This is a genomic window from Geodermatophilus sp. DSM 44513 (assembly GCF_032460525.1).
GTDB lineage: Bacteria > Actinomycetota > Actinomycetes > Mycobacteriales > Geodermatophilaceae > Geodermatophilus.
On the sequence record NZ_CP135963.1, the window covers coordinates 1,547,384 to 1,568,912 of the forward strand.

The 21,529-nt window shown below is 75.9% G+C and carries 18 protein-coding genes; 8 read left to right on the forward strand and 10 right to left on the reverse strand.

Annotated elements, in window-relative coordinates:
• Positions 1-25 precede the first annotated feature (25 nt).
• Together RTG05_RS07535 and RTG05_RS07540 are read right to left on the reverse strand one after the other, a co-directional pair.
• The gene (locus tag RTG05_RS07535; RefSeq protein WP_166528126.1) at positions 26-2,200 is read right to left on the reverse strand and encodes an MMPL family transporter; all 2,175 of its coding nucleotides are present in this window, start codon (positions 2,198-2,200) and stop codon (positions 26-28) included.
• Positions 2,201-2,202: 2 nt separating this feature from the next.
• Positions 2,203-2,787: a TetR/AcrR family transcriptional regulator gene (locus RTG05_RS07540; RefSeq protein ID WP_166528127.1), complete on the reverse strand. Its 585-nt coding sequence runs from the start codon at positions 2,785-2,787 to the stop codon at positions 2,203-2,205.
• Between the two features lie 108 nt (positions 2,788-2,895).
• On the opposite strand from RTG05_RS07540, the gene RTG05_RS07545 reads away from it, so the two are divergent.
• The 3 genes from RTG05_RS07545 to RTG05_RS07555 all read left to right on the forward strand — a co-directional run bounded on the left by RTG05_RS07545 (position 2,896) and on the right by RTG05_RS07555 (position 9,670).
• On the forward strand, positions 2,896-3,960 hold the full coding sequence (locus RTG05_RS07545) for a tartrate dehydrogenase (protein WP_166528128.1): 1,065 nt from the start codon (positions 2,896-2,898) through the stop codon (positions 3,958-3,960).
• Between the two features lie 105 nt (positions 3,961-4,065).
• Complete coding sequence (locus RTG05_RS07550) at positions 4,066-7,440, forward strand: pyruvate carboxylase (RefSeq protein WP_166528129.1); 3,375 nt, start codon at positions 4,066-4,068, stop codon at positions 7,438-7,440.
• Between the two features lie 226 nt (positions 7,441-7,666).
• Positions 7,667-9,670 (forward strand): serine/threonine-protein kinase, encoded by a 2,004-nt coding sequence (locus tag RTG05_RS07555; protein WP_315912412.1) that lies wholly within the window; start codon positions 7,667-7,669, stop codon positions 9,668-9,670.
• 77 nt (positions 9,671-9,747) lie between these two features.
• Here RTG05_RS07555 and RTG05_RS07560 read toward each other — a convergent pair whose 3' ends face one another.
• The 5 genes from RTG05_RS07560 to RTG05_RS07580 form a co-directional block, all read right to left on the reverse strand.
• Positions 9,748-10,374, reverse strand: coding sequence for a LutC/YkgG family protein (locus tag RTG05_RS07560; RefSeq protein WP_166528130.1), 627 nt, complete (start codon positions 10,372-10,374; stop codon positions 9,748-9,750).
• Between the two features lie 88 nt (positions 10,375-10,462).
• Positions 10,463-12,001, reverse strand: a complete 1,539-nt coding sequence (locus RTG05_RS07565; RefSeq protein WP_315912414.1) for a LutB/LldF family L-lactate oxidation iron-sulfur protein — start codon at positions 11,999-12,001, stop codon at positions 10,463-10,465.
• Positions 11,998-12,771 carry a (Fe-S)-binding protein gene (locus tag RTG05_RS07570; protein ID WP_166528131.1) on the reverse strand — a complete coding sequence of 258 codons (774 nt, stop codon included), beginning with the start codon at positions 12,769-12,771 and terminating at the stop codon, positions 11,998-12,000. Before RTG05_RS07570 ends, RTG05_RS07565 begins: the two co-directional genes overlap by 4 nt.
• A gap of 116 nt (positions 12,772-12,887) precedes the next feature.
• Positions 12,888-13,457 carry a hypothetical protein gene (locus RTG05_RS07575; RefSeq protein ID WP_166528132.1) on the reverse strand — a complete coding sequence of 190 codons (570 nt, stop codon included), beginning with the start codon at positions 13,455-13,457 and terminating at the stop codon, positions 12,888-12,890.
• A gap of 25 nt (positions 13,458-13,482) precedes the next feature.
• Positions 13,483-13,791, reverse strand: a complete 309-nt coding sequence (locus tag RTG05_RS07580; RefSeq protein ID WP_166528133.1) for an STAS domain-containing protein — start codon at positions 13,789-13,791, stop codon at positions 13,483-13,485.
• 107 nt (positions 13,792-13,898) lie between these two features.
• On the opposite strand from RTG05_RS07580, the gene RTG05_RS07585 reads away from it, so the two are divergent.
• On the forward strand, positions 13,899-15,605 hold the full coding sequence (locus RTG05_RS07585; RefSeq protein ID WP_166528134.1) for a bifunctional metallophosphatase/5'-nucleotidase: 1,707 nt from the start codon (positions 13,899-13,901) through the stop codon (positions 15,603-15,605).
• A gap of 94 nt (positions 15,606-15,699) precedes the next feature.
• Positions 15,700-16,185 (forward strand): GNAT family N-acetyltransferase, encoded by a 486-nt coding sequence (locus tag RTG05_RS07590; RefSeq protein ID WP_166528135.1) that lies wholly within the window; start codon positions 15,700-15,702, stop codon positions 16,183-16,185.
• Positions 16,186-16,195: 10 nt separating this feature from the next.
• Here the strand turns inward: RTG05_RS07590 and RTG05_RS07595 are convergent, their stop codons facing one another.
• Positions 16,196-17,515, reverse strand: a complete 1,320-nt coding sequence (locus RTG05_RS07595) for a reverse transcriptase family protein (protein ID WP_208104847.1) — start codon at positions 17,513-17,515, stop codon at positions 16,196-16,198.
• 292 nt (positions 17,516-17,807) lie between these two features.
• Between RTG05_RS07595 and RTG05_RS07600 the strand changes: the two genes are divergently transcribed.
• Positions 17,808-18,095 carry a hypothetical protein gene (locus RTG05_RS07600; RefSeq protein WP_166528136.1) on the forward strand — a complete coding sequence of 96 codons (288 nt, stop codon included), beginning with the start codon at positions 17,808-17,810 and terminating at the stop codon, positions 18,093-18,095.
• A 3-nt stretch (positions 18,096-18,098) separates the two neighbouring features.
• Here RTG05_RS07600 and RTG05_RS07605 read toward each other — a convergent pair whose 3' ends face one another.
• Positions 18,099-19,670: an alkaline phosphatase D family protein gene (locus tag RTG05_RS07605; RefSeq protein WP_208104848.1), complete on the reverse strand. Its 1,572-nt coding sequence runs from the start codon at positions 19,668-19,670 to the stop codon at positions 18,099-18,101.
• A gap of 246 nt (positions 19,671-19,916) precedes the next feature.
• Between RTG05_RS07605 and RTG05_RS07610 the strand changes: the two genes are divergently transcribed.
• Together RTG05_RS07610 and RTG05_RS07615 are read left to right on the forward strand one after the other, a co-directional pair.
• The gene (locus RTG05_RS07610; protein WP_166528137.1) at positions 19,917-20,495 is read left to right on the forward strand and encodes a hypothetical protein; all 579 of its coding nucleotides are present in this window, start codon (positions 19,917-19,919) and stop codon (positions 20,493-20,495) included.
• Between the two features lie 127 nt (positions 20,496-20,622).
• Complete coding sequence (locus RTG05_RS07615) at positions 20,623-21,063, forward strand: hypothetical protein (protein ID WP_166528138.1); 441 nt, start codon at positions 20,623-20,625, stop codon at positions 21,061-21,063.
• On the opposite strand, the gene RTG05_RS07620 is transcribed toward RTG05_RS07615, so the two are convergent.
• The gene (locus RTG05_RS07620; protein ID WP_166528139.1) at positions 21,048-21,338 is read right to left on the reverse strand and encodes a DUF1540 domain-containing protein; all 291 of its coding nucleotides are present in this window, start codon (positions 21,336-21,338) and stop codon (positions 21,048-21,050) included. The two genes, RTG05_RS07615 and RTG05_RS07620, sit on opposite strands and share 16 nt — an antisense overlap.
• Positions 21,339-21,529 lie beyond the last annotated feature (191 nt).

Below are 21,529 nucleotides of genomic sequence, written 5' to 3' on the forward strand. Positions count from 1 at the left end.
CGCCGATGATCACGGGGACGGGGGCTCAGCGCTCCGCGGCCCCCACCGCCTCCGGCTGCCGGGCCGTCGCGGCCGGCCGCTGCAGCGCGGCGCCCTCCACGTCCAGCACCGGCAGCCGGCGCAGCCAGTGGGGCAGCCACCACGCGCGGGCGCCCAGCAGGGTCAGCGCCGCCGGCACGAGCACCATGCGGACGACGAAGGCGTCGACGGCGATGCCGACGGCCAGCGCGAAGGCGATCGACGTGATGGTCGCGTCGCCGGAGGGGACGAACCCGGCGAACACCGAGAACATGATCAGCGCGGCCGCGACCACGACCGGGGCGGCCTGCCGGAACCCGGTGCGGATGGCCGCCAGGGGCTCGGCGCCGTGGGCGTGCGCCTCGTGCATCCGGGACACCAGGAAGATCTGGTAGTCCATCGCCAGCCCGAACAGGATGCCGATGACCAGGATCGGCGTGAGGCTCAGCAGCGGGCCGCTGCCCCCGAGGTCGACCAGGCCGCCCAGCCAGCCCCACTGGAACACCGCCACGGTGGCGCCCAGGGCCGCGCCGACGGTGAGCACGAAGCCGAGGACGCCGACCAGCGGCACCAGCACCGAGCGGAAGACCAGCACGAGCAGCACCAGGGCCAGGCCCACGACCAGCGCCAGGTAGACCGGCAGGGCGGCGTCCAGGCTGGTGGCCACGTCGACGCTGACCGCGGTGGCGCCGGTGACCGAGGCGGTCGCCCCCTCGGTGCCGGCCAGCAGCGCGCGCAGGTCGGCCACCAGCTGCTCGGTCGCCGGGTCGGTCGGTCCGGAGGCCGGGAGGACCGGCAGCAGCGCGGCCGAGCCGTCGGCGTCCGGCACCGGCGGGGACACCAGGGCGACGCCGTCCAGGGCGCTCACCCCACCGGCGGCCGCGGTCGCGGCCGGCACCGCTCCCGGGCCCTCGAACAGCACGGTCAGCGGGCCGTTGACGCCCGGGCCGAAGCCCTCGGCGAGCAGCCGCTCGGCGCGGGCCCCGGTGCTGTCCTCCGGCGGGGTCTGCACCAGCGTGGTCTGCATCGACGCGACCGGGACGGCGACGACGCCCAGGGCCGCGACGCTCAGCAGCAGGGCGGGCACGCGGTGCCGGGTGACCGTGGTGACCCAGCCGGAGAGGAAGCCGCGACCGGTCGCGGCGGAGGAGTGCACCGCACCGCGCTGCCGCCTCGGCAGCGCGCGCAGCCCCAGGGAGCCCAGTGCCGCCGGCACCAGGGTGAGGGCGACGAGGACGGCGACGACGATGGTGCCCGCCGCCGCGAGGCCCATCTGGGTGAGGAACGGGATGCCGGCGACGAACAGGCCGGCCAGCGCGATGACCACGGTCAGCCCGGCGGTGACCACCGCGGAGCCGGCGGTGCCGACGGCCGTGGCGACTGCGGTGCCGACGTCCGCGCCGGCGCGCAGCTCCTGGCGGAACCGGCTGACGATGAACAGCCCGTAGTCGATGCCCACGGCCAGCCCGAGCATCGCGGCCAGGACCGGCGTGGTCGAGGACAGCTCGGTGTACCCGGTGGCGATCGTGATGCCGAGGACGCCGATGCCGACCCCGACGACCGCGGTCAGCAGGTTCATCCCGGCCAGGGCCAGCGACCCGTAGGTGACGGCGAGGACGACCAGCGCCACGGCGACGCCGACGACCTCGGCCGGGCCACCGACGTGCGGCGGCTCCTGGACGGCCTGGCCGGTGACCTCGACGGTGAGCGGGCCGGCCCCGGCGTCCCCCACCGCGGCCAGCAGGGCGTCCTGCTGCTCCGGGGTGACCTCGCCGACGGGCGCGGCGAAGGTGACCGTGCTGTAGCCGGTGGCCAGGTCCCGGTCGACCGTCGGCGCGGCCGGGTCCAGCGGGTCGCTGGCCGCCGCCACGCCGGGCAGGCCGCCGAGGGTGGCCACCGGCTCGCCGAGGGCGGTGGCGTTCTGCGGCGCGGTCAGGGTCTGCCCGTCCGGGGCGGCGACCACCACCTGCGCGGTGGCCCCGCCGGCGGCGCCGAACTGCGCGCTGATCCGCTCCAGGGCGGTGGTCGACTCCTGGCCGGGGATGGCGAAGCTGTCCGACGTCTCACCGGCCAGGGTCCCCGCCCCCACGCCGCCGCCGACGAGGACGGCCAGCCAGACGAGCACGACGGCCAGACGGTGCCGGTGCGAGAAGGCACCGAGCCGGGACAGCAGGACGGCCATGGTCAGGTCTCCACCGGGTCGGGACGGGAGGGGGCGCCGGCCCGGCCGTGGCCGAGCGCGTCGAAGCAGGTGGCGACGATGTGCGGCCGCCACTCGGTGGTCCGGTCCCCGGCGTGCGCGGCGAGGGTCAGGACGGCGAGCGCGGACAGCGCCCCCACCACGCGCACCGAGCGCGGCGGCCCGGTGGTGTCGGGGTCGACGCCGAAGACCTGCAGCACCACGCCGGTGACGGCGCGGTCGGGTTCGGCGCCCAGGTCGGTGACCGGCGCGAGCATGAGCCCGACCAGCCCGGGGTGGGCCAGGGCGACGTCGACGAGGACCTCCAGCGCCCGCCGGTCCCGGGCCGGGCCCGGCGCCAGCGGGCCGACCTGGTCCAGCACGCGGGAGGCCAGCGTGCCGGCCTGCGCGAGCACCGCGGCGTGCAGCGCGTCCTTGCTCGGGAAGTGGTGCAGCAGGCCGGTCTTGGACAGCCCCACGGAGTCGGCGACGTCCTGCACGGAGGTCTTGGCGAACCCGCGCCGGGCGAACAGCGCGGCGGCGCACTCGAGGATGCCGTCGTCGGCCTGCTGGCGGAACGGACGGGCCACGTCCGGGGACGGTACCCGGCTCCCGACCGAACCGGTCGGAGAACGGACCGGAGCGGTCGGTGTCGCGGCCGGGTGGCCGGGGGACGTGCCGGGCGGTGGACTGGACCCATGACCCGCCACCGCATCGCGCTCGTGCCCGGCGACGGCATCGGCACCGAGGTGCTCCCACCGGCCGAGGCGGTGCTGGAGGCCGTGGGCCGCCGGCACGGCCTCGAGTTCGCCTTCGACTCCTTCGACTGGTCCTGCCAGCGGTACCTGGCGGAGGGCGCGATGATGCCGGCCGACGGGCTGGACCGGATCCGCTCCCACGACGCCGTCCTGCTCGGCGCGGTCGGCTGGCCCGGCGTGCCCGACCACGTGTCGCTGTGGGGGCTGCTGATCCCCATCCGGCGCGAGTTCCGGCAGTACGTCAACCTGCGCCCGGTCAAGGTGCTGCAGGGGGTGCCCAGCCCGCTGCGCGACGCCGGCGCCGGGGACGTCGACATCGTCGTCGTCCGGGAGAACGTCGAGGGGGAGTACTCCGAGGTCGGCGGCCGGGTGGGCCGGGGCACCCCGGAGGAGTTCGCGGTGCAGGAGGCGGTGTTCACCCGCCGGGGCATCACCCGGATCGCCGAGTACGCCTACGCGCTGGCCGAGCAGCGCGGCCGGCACGTCACCTCGGCGACGAAGAGCAACGGGATCGTGCACACCATGCCGTTCTGGGACGAGGTGGTGGCCGAGGTCGCCGCCCGGCACCCGGACGTGCGCAGCGACAAGGAGCACATCGACGCCCTCGCGGCCAAGCTGGTGCTCGCCCCCGGGCGGTTCGACGTGATCGTCGGCTCCAACCTCTTCGGCGACATCCTCAGCGACCTGGCCGCCGCGGTGGCCGGCAGCATCGGCGTCGCGCCGGCGGGCAACCTCAACCCCGAGCGGGAGTTCCCCTCGATGTTCGAGCCGGTGCACGGCTCGGCCCCCGACATCGCCGGGCAGGGCCGGGCCAACCCGCTCGGGGCGATGTGGTCGGCGGCCATGATGCTGGACCACCTGGGCCACCCCGAGGCCGGCGCCGACCTGCTCGCCGCCGCCTTCGGCGCGCTGGCCGACGGGGTGCGCACCGCCGACCTGGGCGGCACCGCCGACACCGCCGGCTACACCCGCGCGGTGCTCGACCGGGTGGGCACGTCCCGCTGACTGCCTCCCGCGCGCGGGAGGCAGTCAGCTGCCCGCGGCGGGGCCGTTCTGACAGGCTCGGGTCGCCGTCCCGACCCGTGCGCGGCCTCGACCCCTAGGAGCAGCGTGTTCACCAAGGTGCTGGTCGCCAACCGCGGCGAGATCGCGGTGCGGGCCTTCCGCGCGGCCTACGAGCTGGGCGCCGAGACCGTCGCCGTCTTCCCCTGGGAGGACCGCAACTCCGTGCACCGGCTCAAGGCCGACGAGAGCTACCAGATCGGCGAGGAGGGCCACCCGGTCCGCGCCTACCTGTCGGTCGAGGAGGTCGTCGGCGCGGCCCGGCGGGCGGGGGCGGACGCCGTCTACCCCGGCTACGGGTTCCTGTCGGAGAACCCGGAGCTCGCCGCGGCCTGCGAGCGGGCGGGGATCTCCTTCGTCGGCCCGCCGGCGTCGGTGCTCCAGCTCACCGGCAACAAGGCGCGGGCGATCGCCGCCGCCCGGGAGGCCGGCCTGCCGGTGCTGGCCTCCACCGAGCCCAGCGACGACCTGGACACGCTGCTGGCCGCGGCCGAGCAGCTGCCGTTCCCGGTGTTCGTCAAGGCCGTCGCCGGCGGCGGCGGGCGCGGCATGCGCCGCGTCGAGGACGCCGGCGAGCTGGCCGGCGCGGTGCAGGCGGCGATGCGGGAGGCGGAGTCCGCCTTCGGCGACGCCACGGTGTTCCTCGAGCAGGCGGTCGTCGAGCCCCGGCACATCGAGGTGCAGGTCCTCGCCGACGGGGACGGGAACGTGGTGCACCTGTTCGAGCGGGACTGCTCGGTGCAGCGCCGGCACCAGAAGGTCGTCGAGCTGGCGCCGGCGCCCAACCTGGACCCGGAGTTGCGGGAGCGGATCTGCGCCGACGCGGTCGCCTTCGCCCGGGCCATCGGCTACGTCAACGCCGGCACCGTGGAGTTCCTGCTCGACCGCGACGGCCGGCACGTGTTCATCGAGATGAACCCGCGCATCCAGGTCGAGCACACGGTCACCGAGGAGGTCACCGACGTCGACCTGGTGCAGTCCCAGCTGCGGATCGCCTCGGGGGAGACGCTGGCCGACCTGGGCCTGTCCCAGGACACCATCGTGCTGCGCGGCGCGGCGCTGCAGTGCCGGATCACCACCGAGGACCCGGCCAACGGCTTCCGCCCGGACACCGGCCGGATCACCGCCTACCGCTCCCCGGGCGGTGCGGGGGTGCGGCTGGACGGCGGCTCGTCGCTGGGCGCGGAGGTCGGCGCGCACTTCGACTCGATGCTGGTGAAGCTGACCTGCCGCGGGCGGGACTTCGGCATCGCGGTGGCCCGGGCCCGCCGCGCGGTGGCCGAGTTCCGCATCCGCGGCGTGGCCACCAACATCCCGTTCCTGCAGGCGCTGCTCGACGACCCGGACTTCGCCGCCGGACGGGTCACCACGTCGTTCATCGAGCAGCGCCCGCACCTGCTCACCGCGCGCAGCTCCGCCGACCGCGGCACCAAGCTGCTCACCTACCTGGCCGACGTCACCGTCAACCGGCCGCACGGCGAGCGCCCGCACCTGGTGGACCCGGCGGACAAGCTGCCCCCCGTCGACCTGGGCACGCCGCCGCCGGACGGCTCGCGCCAGCGGCTGCTGGCGCTGGGCCCGGAGGCCTTCGCCGCGGAGCTGCGGGCGCAGACCCCGCTGGCGGTCACCGACACCACCTTCCGCGACGCCCACCAGTCGCTGCTGGCCACGCGGGTGCGCACCAAGGACCTGCTCGCCGTGGCCGGGCACGTCGCCCGCACCGCCCCGCAGCTGCTCAGCCTGGAGTGCTGGGGCGGGGCCACCTACGACGTGGCGCTGCGCTTCCTGCACGAGGACCCCTGGGAGCGGCTGGCCGCGTTGCGCGAGGCGGTGCCCAACGTCTGCCTGCAGATGCTGCTCCGCGGCCGCAACACCGTCGGCTACACCCCCTACCCGGAGGCCGTGACCGACGCGTTCGTGCGCGAGGCGGCGTCCTGCGGTCTGGACGTCTTCCGGGTGTTCGACGCCCTCAACGACGTCGGGCAGATGCGCCCGGCGATCGACGCCGTCCGGGCGACCGGGACCGCGGTCGCGGAGGTCGCGCTGTGCTACACCGGCGACCTGTCCGACCCCGGCGAGACGTTGTACACGCTGGACTACTACCTGCGGCTGGCCGAGCAGATCGTGGAGGCCGGCGCCCACGTGCTGGCGATCAAGGACATGGCCGGGCTGCTGCGCCCGCCGGCGGCAGCCCGGCTGGTGACCGCGCTGCGCGAGCGCTTCGACCTCCCCGTGCACCTGCACACCCACGACACCGCCGGCGGTCAGCTGGCCACCCTGCTGGCCGCCTGGCAGGCGGGGGTGGACGCCGTGGACGGCGCGGTGGCCTCCATGGCCGGGACGACCAGCCAGCCGCCGCTGTCGGCCATCGTGGCCGCGACCGACACCACCGAGCGGGCCACCGGGCTGAGCCTGGCCGCGGTCAACGACCTGGAGCCCTACTGGGAGGCGGTGCGCCGGGTCTACGCGCCGTTCGAGTCCGGGCTGCCCTCGCCCACCGGGCGGGTCTACACCCACGAGATCCCCGGCGGGCAGCTGTCCAACCTGCGCCAGCAGGCGATCGCCCTGGGGCTGGGGCAGCGGTTCGAGGAGGTAGAGGACGCCTACGCCGCCGCCGACCGGCTGCTCGGCCGGCTGGTCAAGGTCACGCCGTCGTCCAAGGTGGTCGGTGACCTGGCGCTGCAGCTGGTCGGCTCCGGGGTGGGCGTGGAGGACTTCGCCGCCGAGCCCGGGAAGTACGACCTGCCCGACTCGGTCATCGGCTTCCTGCGCGGCGAGCTCGGCGACCCGCCCGGTGGGTGGCCCGAGCCGTTCCGCTCCCGGGCGCTGGAGGGACGCCGTCCCGCCGAGCCGCCGGCCGAGCTGTCCCCCGACGACGAGCGCGGGCTCACCGAGTCGCCGCGGTCGACGCTCAACCGGCTGCTGTTCCCCGGGCCGACCCGCGACTTCGACACCCACGGCGAGCAGTACGGCGACGTATCGGTGCTGCCGACCAAGGAGTTCCTCTACGGCCTGCGCCCCGGCGACGAGCACGCCGTGGACATCGAGCCCGGGGTCACCCTGCTCATGGGCATCGAGGCGATCAGCGACCCCGACGAGCGCGGCATGCGCACCGTCATGTGCACGCTCAACGGGCAGCTGCGGCCGGTGTCGGTGCGCGACCGCTCGGTGGAGGCCGCCGTCAAGGCCGCGGAGAAGGCCGACCGCAGCGACCAGCGCCAGGTCGCGGCCCCCTTCGCCGGCGTGGTCAGCCTGCAGGTGGGCGAGGGCGACAGCGTGACCGCCGGGCAGGCGATCGCCACCATCGAGGCGATGAAGATGGAGGCCTCCATCACCGCCCCGGTCGCGGGCACCGTCGAGCGGCTGGCGATCGACTCCGTGCAGCAGGTGGAGGGCGGTGACCTGCTCGTCGTCCTGCGGTAGCGCGAGGCCCGGCGGGGGCCGCCGTGTCGCCGGGCGCGGACGCTGTGTGACCGACGGACCGGGGTGTCGCATTCCTCCCGTCCCGGTCGCATCAGCCGGGCGCGGGCGGGGCACGGCCCCTGTGCGCTGCGGCGGACGGGGACGCGTGACCCGTGCCCTGCGGCGCTGCCCCGCGGGGCACGGGGAGTGGGGGCGACCCCAGCGGCAGCACGGGACGGAGCACGGTGTGACCACGGTCGACGGGGGTCGGCAGACCCTGGGTGACCGCTACGAACTCCAGGAGCTGATCGCCACCGGCGGGATGGGGCAGGTCTGGCGCGGCCGGGACACCATGCTCGACCGGCCGGTCGCGGTGAAGGTGCTGCGCAGCGAGTACGCCGACGACGCCACCTTCCTCGCCCGGTTCCGCGCCGAGGCCCGCCACGCCGCCGGCCTGAGCCACCCCAACATCGCCACCGTCCTGGACTACGGCGAGGGGACGGCGGCGGACACCGGCGAGAACCTGGCCTACCTGGTGATGGAGCTGGTGGACGGCGCCCCGCTGTCCGCGCTGCTCGCCGAGGAGGGCCGGCTGGAGCCCGACGCGGCGCTGTCCGTGCTGTCCCAGGCCGCCGCCGGGCTGGCCGAGGCGCACCGCGCCGGCGTGGTGCACCGCGACGTCAAGCCCGGCAACATCCTGGTCCGCCCCGACGGCAGCGTGAAGCTCACCGACTTTGGCATCGCCACCTCGGCGGAGAGCGTGCCGCTCACCGGCACCGGTCAGGTGATCGGCACCGCGCAGTACATGTCCCCCGAGCAGGCCGCCGGCGAACCGGTCAGCCCGGCCAGCGACGTCTACGCGCTGGGCCTGGTCGGGTACGAGTCGCTGACCGGCCACCCCGCCTTCGGCGGCACCAACCCGGTGACCGTCGCGCTCAAGCGCGTCCAGGAGGACCCGGACCCGCTGCCCGCCGACGTCCCGCCCGACGTCCGGCACCTCATCGACGCCGCGCTGACCAAGGACCCGCAGGACCGGCTCGCCGACGGCGACGCGTTCCTGCACGCCCTCGAGGAGACGGTGCACCGGACGCCGGGCACCGCGACGCTCACCCGGCCGATCGCCCCGGGCGCCGTCGCCGCGGCCGTCCCGTCGGCGGCGCAGCCGGCGGCCTCTGCTGCCCCGTCGACCCGGGGGGTGCCGCCCGTCCGGACCCGGCACCGCGGGACCGGGCAGCCGTCCCGTCGCCGGCCGCTGCTGGTGGCTCTGGCCGTGCTCGCCGTCGTGTTGCTCGGCGGCGGCGCGGTCGTGTTGCTCGGCGGGCAGGAGGGAGACGGCGGCTCGGTGGCCTCCGCGCCGTCGGCCGACGCCGCCCTCGAGGGCGGACTGGTGCTGAGCGCCGCCGACTACGTGGGCCGGCCGGTCGAGGAGGTCGCCGCGGAGCTGACCGGCTTCGGCCTGACGGTGGACCAGCAGCCGGAGGTCGCGCCGGACGCCGCCCCAGGCACGGTCACCGCACTGGACCCGGCCGGCACCGAGGTGCGGCCCGGGGACCGGGTGGAGGTCGGCGTCGCGACGTCGCCCGAGGCCACCGGTGGGTCCGCCCCGGCGGAGGACGCCGCCCCGTCGGCCGAGGCCCCTGCCCCGGCGGGCGACTCCTCGGCGGGCGGGTCCTCCTCGGCGGGGGACTCCACCCCCTCCGAGGGCTCTGCGGCCACCGATCCTGCGCCGAGCGAGGCCGCGCCGAGCGACGCCGCACCGACGGACGCCGCACCGACCGACGCCGCACCGACCGACTCCGCACCGACCGACTCCGCACCGACGGACTCCGCACCGGCCGACGACGCGTCGCCCTCGGCCGACCCCACCCCGGCGGAGGGCTCGGCACCGGCGGAGAGCTCGTCCCCGGCGGAGAGCTCGTCCCCGGCGGAGAGCTCGTCCCCGGCGGAGAGCTCGGCACCGGCCGAGGACTCCGCGGCGGCCGAGGAGTCCTCGCCGGCGCCCACGTCGCCGTCCGCGGAGGCGACCACCGAGGCACCGGAGCCGTCCGCCGAGGCCTCCACCGAGCCGTCCGGCTCGGCCGCGGCCACCTCCGCGTCGGGCGACGCGGAGTCCTCGTCGGCGGCGTCGGAGTCGTCAGCGCAGTCGTCGGCGGGGTCGACCGCTGAGGAGTCTCCGACGGCCGGCAGCAGCCCGTCGGAGACCGGGAGCGCCGGCACCACGGCGCCGGAGACGGCCGAGCCCACCGGCTGACCGGTCGGCCGGTGGTGCCCACGGGTCGGCGTCCGCGGCCGGTCCGCTCCTCGCTCGCTGCGATGCTCCCGGCCGCGTCAGCCGACGAGCACGACCACCAGCGTGCGCGGACCGTGCACGCCCTCCACCCGCTGCAGCTCGATGTCGCTGGTCGCCGACGGACCGCTGACCATCGTGAGCGGCGCGTTCGGGTGCAGCCGCGGCAGCGCCTCGGGCACGCTGCCGACCACCTGCCCGGCGTCGACCACGCAGACCAGGCAGTCCGGCAGCAGCGAGAGCGCCCGGCGCCCGGACAGCGGGCCGCCGTCGAGCACCAGCGTGCCGGTCTCGGCGATCGCGACCGCGACCCCGGTCAGCGTGGCGGCGAACGCGGCGAGCTCCACGGCGGGCCGGCCGTCGTCCTCGCTCGTCCCCTCCGGCCGCCAGCCGGCCGGGACGCCGGGGGCGACCACGACCGACGCCGGCTGCCACCCGGCGCCCAGGCCGGTGTCCAGGGCGGCCGCGACGGTCGCACCGACCTCGTCCGGGCCGCAGCGCAGCACCGAGGCCTTGTAGTCCTCCAGCCGGTCGACGAGGACGTCGAGCTGCTGGGCGGCCGGGCGGTCGTCGGTGGCCCGGTAGTCGCGCGGGACGACGACGTCGGGACGCCGCTCGCCCAGCGCGGTGCGGATCCGGTCGAGGACCTCCTCGCGTGCGCTCGTCACCGGCCCTCCCCGGCACTCTGGCGCCGCTGCACCCGCGTCCGCGCCCGTGCACCCGCGCGGGAGTGGCAGGAGACGCGCTGGAGTGCGCTCACCGCCCGCGCTCCCGGGTCCACTGCTGCACGAACGTCTCGCGCGGCGGGGCGGGCAGGTCGCGGCTGCGGGTCCAGCCCGACGCCGGCGGGGGCAGCGCGGCCGGCATGGTCGGCCTCCCGCGGGCCAGGAACCGGCCCAGGGACGCCGCCCGCTGGGTGAGGTGCCACAGCCGGGGGCTCGACATGGCCCGGGCCAGCACCCGGAAGGCCGCCGCCTCGGGGGTGGTCTTCTGCTGGGCCTCGACGTGCTCGGCGCGCAGGTGCACCAGGATCGAGGGGATGTCGATGGCCACCGGGCAGGCGTCGTAGCAGGCGCCGCACAGCGAGCTGGCGTAGGGCAGCGAGGCGTTGTCCTCCACCCCGGTCAGCTGCGGGGACAGCACCGCGCCGATCGGGCCCGGGTAGACCGAGCCGTAGGCGTGCCCGCCGGCGCGCTCGTACACCGGGCAGACGTTGAGGCAGGCCGAGCACCGGATGCAGTGCAGCGCCTCGCGGCCCACCTCGTCGGCGAGCACCGCCGTCCGCCCGTTGTCCAGCAGCACCAGGTGGAACTCCTGCGGGCCGTCGCCGGGGGTCACCCCGCTCCACATGGAGGTGTAGGGGTTCATCCGCTCCCCGGTGGAGGAGCGGGGCAGCAGCTGCAGGAACACCTCGAGGTCGCGCCAGGTGGGCACCAGCTTCTCGATGCCCATCACGGTGATCAGCGTCTGCGGCAGGGTCAGGCACATCCGGCCGTTGCCCTCGGACTCGACGACGGCCAGCGTGCCCGTCTCGGCGACGGCGAAGTTGGCCCCGCTGATCGCCACGCGGGCGCGCAGGAACCGCTCCCGCAGGTGCGCCCGAGCGGCCATGGCCAGCCGGCGCGGCTCGTCGGTGAGCCCGGGGTCCACGCCGGGCATGGTGCGCAGGAAGATCTCCCGGATCTCCGCGCGGTTCTTGTGGATCGCCGGCACCAGGATGTGGCTGGGCGCGTCGTCCCCGAGCTGCACGATCAGCTCGGCCAGGTCGGTCTCGTGCGCGGTGATCCCGGCGGCCTCCAGGGCCTCGTTCAGGCCGATCTCCTGGGTGGCCATCGACTTGACCTTGACCACCTCGTCGGTGCCGGTGGCCTGCACCAGCCGGGTGACGATCTCGTTGGCCTCCTCGGCGTCGCGGGCCCAGTGCACGGTGCCGCCGCGGGCGGTCACCTGGCGCTCCAGCTCCACCAGGTGCTCGTCGAGGCGGGCCATGGTCGCGGCCTTGAGCGCCTTGCCGGCCTGGCGCAGCTGCTCCCAGTCGGGCACCTCGCCCACGACCCGGGCCCGCTTGGTGCGGATGGTGGCGGTGGCGTGGCCGAGGTTGGCCCGCAGCTGCCCGTCGCGCAGCGCGTCCCGGGCGGCCTCGGGGAAGGGCCGGTCACCGCGCAGGTGGCCTACCCCGCGGGGCGCGGTGGGCAGGCCGAGGAACGTCGTCCCGGACCTCGGCGCGCCGGGTGCCAGGGGGGTCTCGCCCGGGGTCAGGGGCGTCTCGCCGGGGCGGACGGGGGTGGTGGTCACGCGGGCACCGCCGGTCGGGTCGTCTGCTGGGGGGTCACGGCGTCCTCCGTCGAGGCGAGGATCTCGGCCAGGTGCACGGTGCGCGTCCCCGACCGCAGCCGGGACAGCCCACCGCCGATGTGCATGAGGCAGGAGGCGTCACCGGCGGTGCACACCTCCGCGTGCGTGGACAGCACGTTGGCCATCTTGTCGGTCAGCATCGCCGTCGAGGTGTCGGAGTTCTTCACCGAGAACGTGCCGCCGAAGCCGCAGCACTGCTCGGCGGCCGGCAGCTCGACCAGCGTCAGGCCGCGGACGGCGCGCAGCAGCTGCAGCGGCCGGTCGCCCACCCGCAGCAGCCGCAGCGAGTGGCAGGTCGGGTGGTAGGTGACCCGGTGCGGGTAGTAGGCGCCGACGTCGGTCACGCCGAGCACGTCGACCAGGAACTGGGACAGCTCGTACGTGCGCCCGGCCAGCGCCTCGGCCTCGTCGGCCAGGGCGTGCTCCCCGGCCCGGCGCAGCACCAGGGCCTGCTGGTGGTGGATCGAGGCCACGCACGACCCGGACGGCGACACGATCGCCTCCGCCCCGGCGAAGGCGCGCACGTGGTTGGCCACGATCGGCACCGCCTCGCGCCGGTAGCCGGTGTTCACGTGCATTTGCCCGCAGCAGGCCTGACCCGGTGGGACGACGACCTCGTGGCCCAGCCGCTCCAGCAGCCTGGCCGTGGCCATCGCGACCTGCGGCGCCACCGTGTCGACCAGACACGTGGCGAAGAGTGCGACCCTCATGCGGCTCCCTCCCGGTCCGTCCGGACCGCCGGCACCGGTCGCCCGGGCCGGGGTCCTCCCCGGGACTCTGCCACCATCGCCGCTGCGCCGCGCCGACGGCGGACGTGCGGTCGGGGTCAGTCGGCCTCGCGCTGCCGCTCGATCGCCTCCAGGACCGTCTTGCGGCCCTTCCCGAGGTCGCGCTCGGCCGTCTCGGCGCGGTCCAGCTGGGAGTCACCGGACATCCTGCCCACCCGCTCGCGCGCCTCGGTGGCCTTCAGGTCGACCAGCTCCGCGGCCTTGCGGGCCTCCTTGGCCGCGTCGGTGTTGGCCACGTGCTGCTCCTCGGATCCCTTCTTCCGGGCGTCGGTGGCCTGCTTCTCGTCGTCCGACAGCAGCTCCCAGGCGGCGTCGGGCAGGTACCGCCTCGTCCCGTCGGAGCCGCGCGCCCGGTCGCCGCCGTCGGCGGTGTGCCAGTCCTGGTCGCCCCACTCCTGCAGGTGCCGCTGCGACTCGGTGCGCTCGCCCTCGTGCCGGTAGCCGCCGCCCTGGGCCTCGTACTCCCGGGTGAGCAGCTGGCTCTTGCGCGCGCTCCACTGGCCGGGCTTCCCGCCGCGGTCGCCCGCCTTGATCTCCTCCTTGAGCCGCTCGCGCAGCTCGGGGTCCGTGTAGTCCGCCGCGTAGTCCTCTGCCGACTTCCCGCTCATGGGCGCCCCGGTACCCGCGGTGGAGTCACTCCACCCCTGCACCGCGGCCGGTCAGGACGCGCGTGACGGCGGGGGAGGGCCGCAGCTCGACCGGGCGACCGGCCCGCTCGGCGGCCTCGACGTGGTCGAGCAGCAGCTCGACGCCGGGCGCGGACAGGGCGGTCACCGAGCGGGCGTCGATCCGGTCCACGCGCGCCGGCTCGCGTCCGTAGCGCGCCCAGAAGGCGTCGACGGCGGCGGCGTCCACCGCTCCGGCAAGGCACAGCAGCCGCCCACCGGTGGTGTTCAGCAGGCGCACGACGCCGCGCCGGGTGGCGGCACTGTCCGGGTCCACCGGCCCAGTGTGCGGCGCCCCGGGAGTTCACGCGGACGGTTCCCCGGTGTCGCCGGCCCGACGTAGCGTGCGGACGCTGTGACTCGTCGCCGACGGAGGAGAACCCGATGAGGCCCCGTCCCCTGACGGCCGTGACCGCGCCCGCGTGTCTGACCGTCCTCGCCCTCGCGACCGCCGCACCCGCGGCGGCCACCTCGACGCACGAGGCCGGCCCCCCGCCGGTCGACGTGCAACTGCTGGCCTTCAACGACTTCCACGGCGCGCTGCAGCCGCCGTCCGGCTCCGGTGGGCGGGTGACGCTGGCCGACGGCAGCACCGTCGACGCCGGCGGCCTGGCCTCCTTCGCCACCCACCTGCGCCAGCTGGAGGCGGAGACGCCGAACAGCCTCACCGTCAGCAACGGCGACATGATCGGCGGCAGCCCGTTCCTGTCCGCGCTGTTCCGCGACGAGCCGACCGTGGACGCCATGGACGCCCTCGGTCTCGACGTGGCCACCGTGGGCAACCACGAGTTCGACGAGGGCGTCGACGAGCTCCTGCGGATCGTCGAGGGCGGCGCCTGCCACCCCGAGGACGGCTGCCTGGACGGCGACGGCTACGACGGGTCGGACGCCACCTGGCTGGCCGCCAACGTGGTGGTCCGCGACACCGGCGAGCCGATCCTCCCGCCGTACGTGGTGCACGAGTTCGACGGCGTGCAGGTCGGCGTCATCGGCCTGACCCTGGACGAGACGCCGTCGATCGTCTCCGCCGAGGGCATCGCCGACAACGAGTTCCTCGACGAGGTCGCGACCATCAACCGCTACACCGCCGAGCTGCAGGCCGACGGCGTCGAGGCGGTCGTGGTGTCGCTGCACGAGGGCGGGGAGGCCGGCGGTGGCCCGAACGCCTGCGAGGAGCCCACCGGCCCGGCCTTCGAGATCGCCGAGCGCGTCACCGACGCCGTGGACGTCGTCCTGACCGGCCACTACCACAACGGGTACGTGTGCCAGGGCGAGGACGAGGTCGACGGCAAGCTGGTCACCCAGGCGCTGTCCAACGGCCGGCTGATCACCGACGTCGACCTGAGCATCGACCGGCGCACCGGCGACGTCGTGGCCAAGGCCGCCGAGAACGTCGTCGTCAGCCGGGACGTCGCCCCCGACGCCGAGGCCCAGGCGCTGGTCGACCGCTACGCCGCGCTGGCCGAGCCGATCGCGAACGAGCCGGTCGGGGCGGTCACCGCCGACGTCCTGCGGGCGCAGGAGCCGCTGGTCGGCGACCTCGGCGGGGAGTCCCCGCTGGGCAACCTGATCGCCGACGCCCAGCTCGCCGCGACCGACGAGGAGGCCGGCGCGGTGGCGGCGTTCATGAACCCCGGCGGCGTCCGCGCGGACCTCACCCTGGCGTCCTCCGACGCCGGCGAGGGCGAGGGCGTGGTCACCTACGGCGAGGCGTTCGAGGTGCAGCCGTTCAACAACCTGCTCACCACGCTGGACCTCACCGGCGCGCAGCTGTACGCGCTGCTGGACCAGCAGTTCGCCGTCGGCCGGGTGCTCGCCCCGTCGGACTCGGTGCGCTACACCGTCGCCGCGGACGGCAGCGCCGTGGTGCCCGGCTCGCTCACCATCGGCGGGACGGTGGTCGACACCGCCGCCACGTACCGGATCACGGTGAACAACTTCCTGGCCGGGGGCGGTGACGGGTTCACCGTGCTCACCGAGGGGACGAACGCGGTCAACCAGCCCGGCTTCGACGTCGACGCCCTGATCGCGTACCTGTCCGGGGACCCGGTCGCCCCGCCGGCGACCGACCGGATCACCGTCGCCGGCTGACCCGGCACACCCCTGCGGCGGGCGCCGCCGGTCCGCGTGACCGGCGGCGCCCGCTGTCGTCGTGCCGCGGTCGCCGGGTGTCACAGTCGGGTCCGTGCCGCCCGAGCTGACCGTCCGCCCGCTGACCGAGGACGACCGCGAGCTGCTCCGCACCGCCACCCTGGCCAACCTGGACTGGGCGGGCACGCAGCGGTTCACCTCCCGGGACGTCGAGGAGACCCCCGCCTTCCGCCACTACACCGACCTCCGGCCGGAGCGCGGCGACCTCGGGTTCGTCGCCGAACGGGCCGGACGCACGGTGGGCGTGGTGTGGCTGCTGTTCCTCGGCAGCGACGACCCCGGGTACGGGTTCGTCGCCGACGGCGTCCCGGAGCTCGGCCTGTCCGTGTGGCCGGGCCACCGCGGGCAGGGGATCGGCGGTCACCTGCTGCGCCGGGCCCTCGCCGAGTCCCGCCGGCGGGGGCTGCCGCGGGTCAGCCTGAGCGTGGAGCCGGCGAACCCCGCCGTTCACCTGTACCGCGCCGTCGGCTTCACTCCCGTGCCCGGTGCCGCGGACGGCACCCTCGCCGTCGACCTCTGACGACGGCGGCTCAGCTCCAGTCGATGCGGGCGGCCAGCCCCTGCAGCCGGGCGCCGAGCACCGGGTCCAGCGACGCGGCCCAGGCCACCCGGCCGAGGACGTGGTCCCGGAAGGTCGCCGGGTCGTGCCCGCGGGTCTGCCCGGCCCAGCCGTGCCGGGCGCAGTTGTGCAGCAGTGCCCGCAGCGCGTCCCGCTCCGGACGGGGCAGGGTCGGCCGGGCGTTCACGACGGTGCCGAGCACCCGCTGCCGCGACGCCGCCCCCGCCACGCGGGTCTTGGCCGGGTTGACCCGGAACCCCTCCTCGGCGGCGATCGCGGCCACCCGCCCGGCGAACCGTCGCCACCCGGTGCGGTGGTCGCCGCTGAAGGTCAGGTCGTCGACGTAGCGGGTGTAGCGGGCGCCGGAGGCGGCGGCCAGGCCGGCCAGCCGGCGGTCGAGCCGGAAGCAGACGAGGTTCGCCAGCGCCGGCGAGGTCGGGGCGCCCTGCGGCAGGTGCGGGGCCGCCAGCCGCGCCCCCAGCCGCCGGTGCCGGTCCCGGGCGTCGACCCCGGCCGGCCGCGGCAGCGCCTGCCACACCGACGCCGGCGCGGTGGTGGTCACCAGGCCGGTGACCAGGTGGGCGACCGGCTCGGTCAGCCCCACGGTGCCCTGCAGCAGCCCCCACACCCGCGGCGCGGACACCGACGCGAAGAACGCCTCCAGGTCCATGCCCAGCACGACCGCGCTGCCGGCGTGCGGCGCGGCCGCCGTCCGCACCGACCGGCCCGGCACGCACCCGTGGGCGGCGTCGTGCACCGGCACGGGGCCCAGCACGTGCCGCAGCAGCCGCCGCTGCACCTCCTTGAGTCGCGGCTTGGGCTCGGCGAGCAGCCGCAGGCCGCCGCGACGCTCCACGGTGTGCCAGCGGTAGTGCCGCAGCGGCTCGTCGGCCGTGCGTTCCAGCCCCCGGACGTCGGCGAACCAGGCCAGCTCCCCCTGGTCGAGGTCGAGCAGCCGGGCCAGGGCGGCGGCGTCGGGCAGCGGGACGACGCCGAACCGGTCGCGCACCACGGAGGTCGCGCGCGGCCGGCGCCGGAGGACGCGCGGTCGGTCCTCGACCTGCGCCCACCCGGTCGTCGCCGCGACGAACAGCGCCAGCTCCCGCGGCCGGTCGGCCGGCGCCGTGGCGTGGGCGTCCAGCACCTCCCCGACGACCGTCCCGACCCAGCGCGGAGCGCGCGGGTACCCGAGGGACACCGCGACCCGGCGGACCATCGTCCGCCGCGACCACGGCCCGGCCAGCAGCGCCGTCGCCACCCCGGACGCCAGGACCGGGGGGTGCGCGGTCACGGGCGTGCGCGGCGAGGGAGGCAGCCACTCCCCGAGGGAGACGCCATCTCGTGCGCGGAGCGCACCTCCTGGCGGCTGGTGCCGTGCCTGGCTCGCTGCGGTGCCCCGGGGTTGCCCCGGGGAGACCGGCTGACGCCGGTCGTCCTGCCCTCCCCGCCGCGCACGGGCAGCACGGTAGCGGCCGGAGCCGCATCCGTGCTGCTCACGGACGGGTGACGCACGGTTGCGCCGTCTCCCGGGCTCCTGCACCGTGCCACGGGCGGGGGCGCCGCAGGACGAGGGAGTGCGACGGGTGGACGAGCCGGACCCGCGGCCGCGCAGCCGCTACGAGCGGGCCGTCGAGCAGGGGCGGCAGCGCCACCGGGCGGACGAGCGCGCCTGGATGGAGCAGTACCTCAGCGAGCCGTTCGGCTCCTTCCTGGTCACGCAGCTCGCCTGGGGCGCCCTCGGCTTCGTCCTCGGTCTCGTGCTCGGCAGCTGGACCTGGGCCGTGGTCAACGCCGTCGTCTTCACCGGTGCGGGGCTGGTCGGCCGCGCGTGGGTCCGCCGGCGGTGCGCGCGGGACGCCGGGCGGGAGTAGCGGTCAGGACGGCGTCAGGTCGGTGCTGTGCAGCACCCGCCCCCCGACGTCGCGCAGCTCCACGGTCATCACGCCGCTGCTGCCGTCGATGCGCACGTGCCCGAGGAACTGCGAGGAGGCGTTGGGCTCCTCGCCGGCCCGTGCCCCGGTCTTCGAGAACACCACCCGCGGCCCGAAGGTCGCGTCCAGGTCGTTGGGCCCGAAGGTGCCGGCGTGCAGCGGGCCGGTGACGAACTCCCAGAACGGGTCGAAGTCGGGGAACGCGGCCCGCTCGGGGGAGTAGTGGTGCGCGGCGGTGTAGTGGACGTCGGCGGTCAGCCACACCACGTTGCGGACGCCGTGCCGCTTGAGGTCGGACAGCAGCCGGGCGATCTCGGTCTCCCGGCCCAGCGGCCGCCCGGGGTCGCGGTTGGCGATGCCCTCCTGCGCGACCTCGCCGTCGGGCACCACCAGCCCGAGCGGCATGTCGGAGGCGACCACCTTCCACAGCGCCCGCGACGTCCGCAGCCGGCGGGACACCCGGGCCAGCTGCTCCTCGCCCATGATCCGCGTCTCCGGCCCCGCGGTGGCCAGGTTGGCGGTGTTCGGCCCGCGGTGGGTGCGCAGGTCCAGCGCGACGACGTCCACCAGCGGCCCGTGGGGCAGCACCCGCTCGATCCGGTCGCCGGCGATCGGCGTGTACTCGCGGAAGGCCTGCCGGGCGCGGGCGGCCAGCGTGTCGACGTCCCGGACGGTGTACCGCTCGTCGGTGAGCACCTCGCCGGGGTACCAGTTGTTGGTGACCTCGTGGTCGTCCCACTGGACGACCAGCGGCACCTCGGCGGCCATGGCGCGCACGTTGGCGTCGAGCAGGTTGTAGCGGTACTGGCCGCGGTACTCGTCGAGGGTCTCGGCGACCTTGCTCTTCTCCGGCGTGACCACGTTGCGCCACACCGAGCCGTCGGGCAGCTGCACGCTCTCCTGCAGCGGCCCGTCGGCGTACACGTTGTCCCCGGAGTGCAGGAAGAAGTCCGGCTCCAGCCGGCGGACCGCCTCGAAGCCGGTCATCCCGCCGGTGTCGGGGTTGATGCCCCACCCCTGACCGGCCACGTCCCCGGACCACGCGAAGCTGACGTCCCGCCGGTCGCGCGGCGCGGTCCGGAACCGGCCGACCAGCGGCTCGCCGAGGCGCCCGCCGTCGTCGAACCGCACCCGGTAGAACAGCTCCGTCCCGGCCGGCAGGCCGTCCAGGTGCACCCGCCCGGTGTGGTCGGTGTCCGGTCCCACGTCCAGCGACCAGTGCCCGCGCGGACGCCGGAAGTCCGCCGTCGCGGCCACCTCGACCAGCATCCGGGCCGGGCGGTCGGTCTTGGACCAGACCACCGCCGAGCGGGCCCGGACGTCACCGCTCTGCACGCCCCAGCGCGCCTCGGGCCGGGACCGCAGCAGCGCCGGGGCGCCCAGCGCGGCCGGCGCGGGGCCGCCCAGGGCGCCCAGGCCCACCCCGGCGCCGAGCACCGCGGCGCCCTGCAGCAGGTGCCGGCGGGACAGGCCGGAGGCGCCGGGGGGACGGCGGTCGTCGGGGGAGAGGGACACGGGCGGCTCCGTCCTCGAGGTGCTCGGTCGGGACCCACGCTGCTGCGCCCGGCGGACCCCGGGACGACGCCCGGGTGCACGGCCCGGGAGGACCGGGTGAACAGCGGTGCCGGCGATGTCCGGAGAGGCCACGTCCGGAGGGGCCACGTCCAGAGAGGGCACGGGCCGCTGACAGGTCCGTCACAGGTTCGGGACCGATGCTCGTCTGGACGGCTGGGCCCACCGGCCGCGGAACAGGAGACCACCATGCGCAGGAAGTTGGTCGTCGCCGCAACAGCCGGCGCGCTGACGCTCACCGGGCTGGCCGTGGCCGTCCCGGCCGTGGCCGCCACCGAGGAGACCGACGGCACGTCGACCACGGTCGTCGACCGCATCAAGGACGCGCTCTCGGGCCTGGTGGACGACGGGTCGATCACCCAGGAGCAGGCCGACGAGGTCGCCACCACGCTCAGCGAGGCCGGTCCCGGCTGGCACGGCGGCCACCACGGCGGCTGGCGCGGCCTGGACACCGCGGCCGAGACGCTCGGCATGACCGAGGACGAGCTGCGGACCGCCCTCGACGCCGAGGGCGCCACGCTGGCGCAGGTCGCCGAGGACCAGGGCGTCGAGGTCGACACCCTCGTCGACGCGCTCGTCACCGCCATGCAGGAGGGCATCGCCCAGGCCGTCGAGGACGGCGGCATGCCGCAGGAGGTCGCCGACGAGCGGCTGGCCGGCCTGGAGGAGAAGGTCACCGAGTGGGTCAACTCGGCCCAGGAGGACCGCCCGTGGGGCGGCCGCGGTGGCTGGGGCGGCTGGGGCGGGCCCGACCGCGACCAGGACTGACCCGACGGCACGAGAACGGCGCCGCCCCGGCTGGGGCGGCGCCGTTCCGCTGTCCGCCGGGTCTGGACGCCGCTGTCGGCAGAGGTTAGCCTCGCCTTACCCGTCCGGACGGCCGGGACTCGAGGTGATGGGGGTCCGTGTGGGGCTGCGACTGCCGGTCGGGGACGTGACCGTGCTGCTGGGCCCGGCCGCCGCCCGGCGCCGCGTGATGGCGGCACTGGACGACGACAGCGGACGGTGCGCCTCCGGGCACGCTGCCGTCCGGGTGCACCGGGTCGCGGCCTCGGCCGGTGACGACGTGCACCGGCGGATCGCGGCGGTCGAGGCGGTGCAGCAGGTCGGCGCCACGATCGTGCTCGTCGACCGGCTCACCGACGGCCTGGCCGCGCCGGACCGGCGGGCGGTGCTGGCGGCCCTGCGCCCGGTCGCCACCGGCGGCCGCGCGGTGCTCGTGGACGACGACGACCCGGTCGCCGCCCTCGCGGTCGCCGACGGCGCGCTGCGCGCCGACCCGTCCGGGAGCCTGGCGGCCGAGGCGGTCGGGGACCTGGACTACCTGGCCTCGTAGGTCAGGCAGTCGGCGGCGTCGGCGCCGGGACCCACGCGCACGCTCGGCGCGTGGCACTCCAGCTTGTCGTTGTGCACGCAGTCCGACCGGTGACAGGCACCGACCAGCCCGGTGCGGTCCATCCCGCCACGGAAGCTGATCTCCACGAAGGTGCCGCAGTGGGCGTGGTCGCCACCCACCGTGATCGCACCGGCGTGGCAGCTGGACTCGGCGTTGTACGAGCAGCTGCTCACGGCGCAGTTCTGGACCTGGGGCATGTCCTGGAGAGACGTCATGGGGCCAGGCTGGCACAGCCGGACGGACCCCGCCAGCAAGCTGAGGCTCACCTGACGCGCTGGTCAGCGCCCTGTGCGGGGCCCCCGGACGGGTGAGGTCCCAGCGATCTCACAGCGCGGGCGCCACCATCTCCGAGCCGCGGCGGGGACCATGGGACCCGGCGAGAGTGAGGAGGTGGTGCGCCGTGGTC

Bases quoted from the DNA above. Each gene is read 5' to 3' on its own strand.
- RTG05_RS07620 (WP_166528139.1), bottom strand. From the start codon at position 21,338: ATGACGTCTCTCCAGGACATGCCCCAGGTCCAGAACTGCGCCGTGAGC.
- RTG05_RS07535 (WP_166528126.1), bottom strand. From the start codon at position 2,200: ATGGCCGTCCTGCTGTCCCGGCTCGGTGCCTTCTCGCACCGGCACCGT.
- RTG05_RS07615 (WP_166528138.1), top strand. From the start codon at position 20,623: ATGGGGGTCCGTGTGGGGCTGCGACTGCCGGTCGGGGACGTGACCGTG.
- RTG05_RS07585 (WP_166528134.1), top strand. From the start codon at position 13,899: ATGAGGCCCCGTCCCCTGACGGCCGTGACCGCGCCCGCGTGTCTGACC.
- RTG05_RS07545 (WP_166528128.1), top strand. From the start codon at position 2,896: ATGACCCGCCACCGCATCGCGCTCGTGCCCGGCGACGGCATCGGCACC.
- RTG05_RS07610 (WP_166528137.1), top strand. From the start codon at position 19,917: ATGCGCAGGAAGTTGGTCGTCGCCGCAACAGCCGGCGCGCTGACGCTC.
- RTG05_RS07570 (WP_166528131.1), bottom strand. From the start codon at position 12,771: ATGAGGGTCGCACTCTTCGCCACGTGTCTGGTCGACACGGTGGCGCCG.
- RTG05_RS07575 (WP_166528132.1), bottom strand. From the start codon at position 13,457: ATGAGCGGGAAGTCGGCAGAGGACTACGCGGCGGACTACACGGACCCC.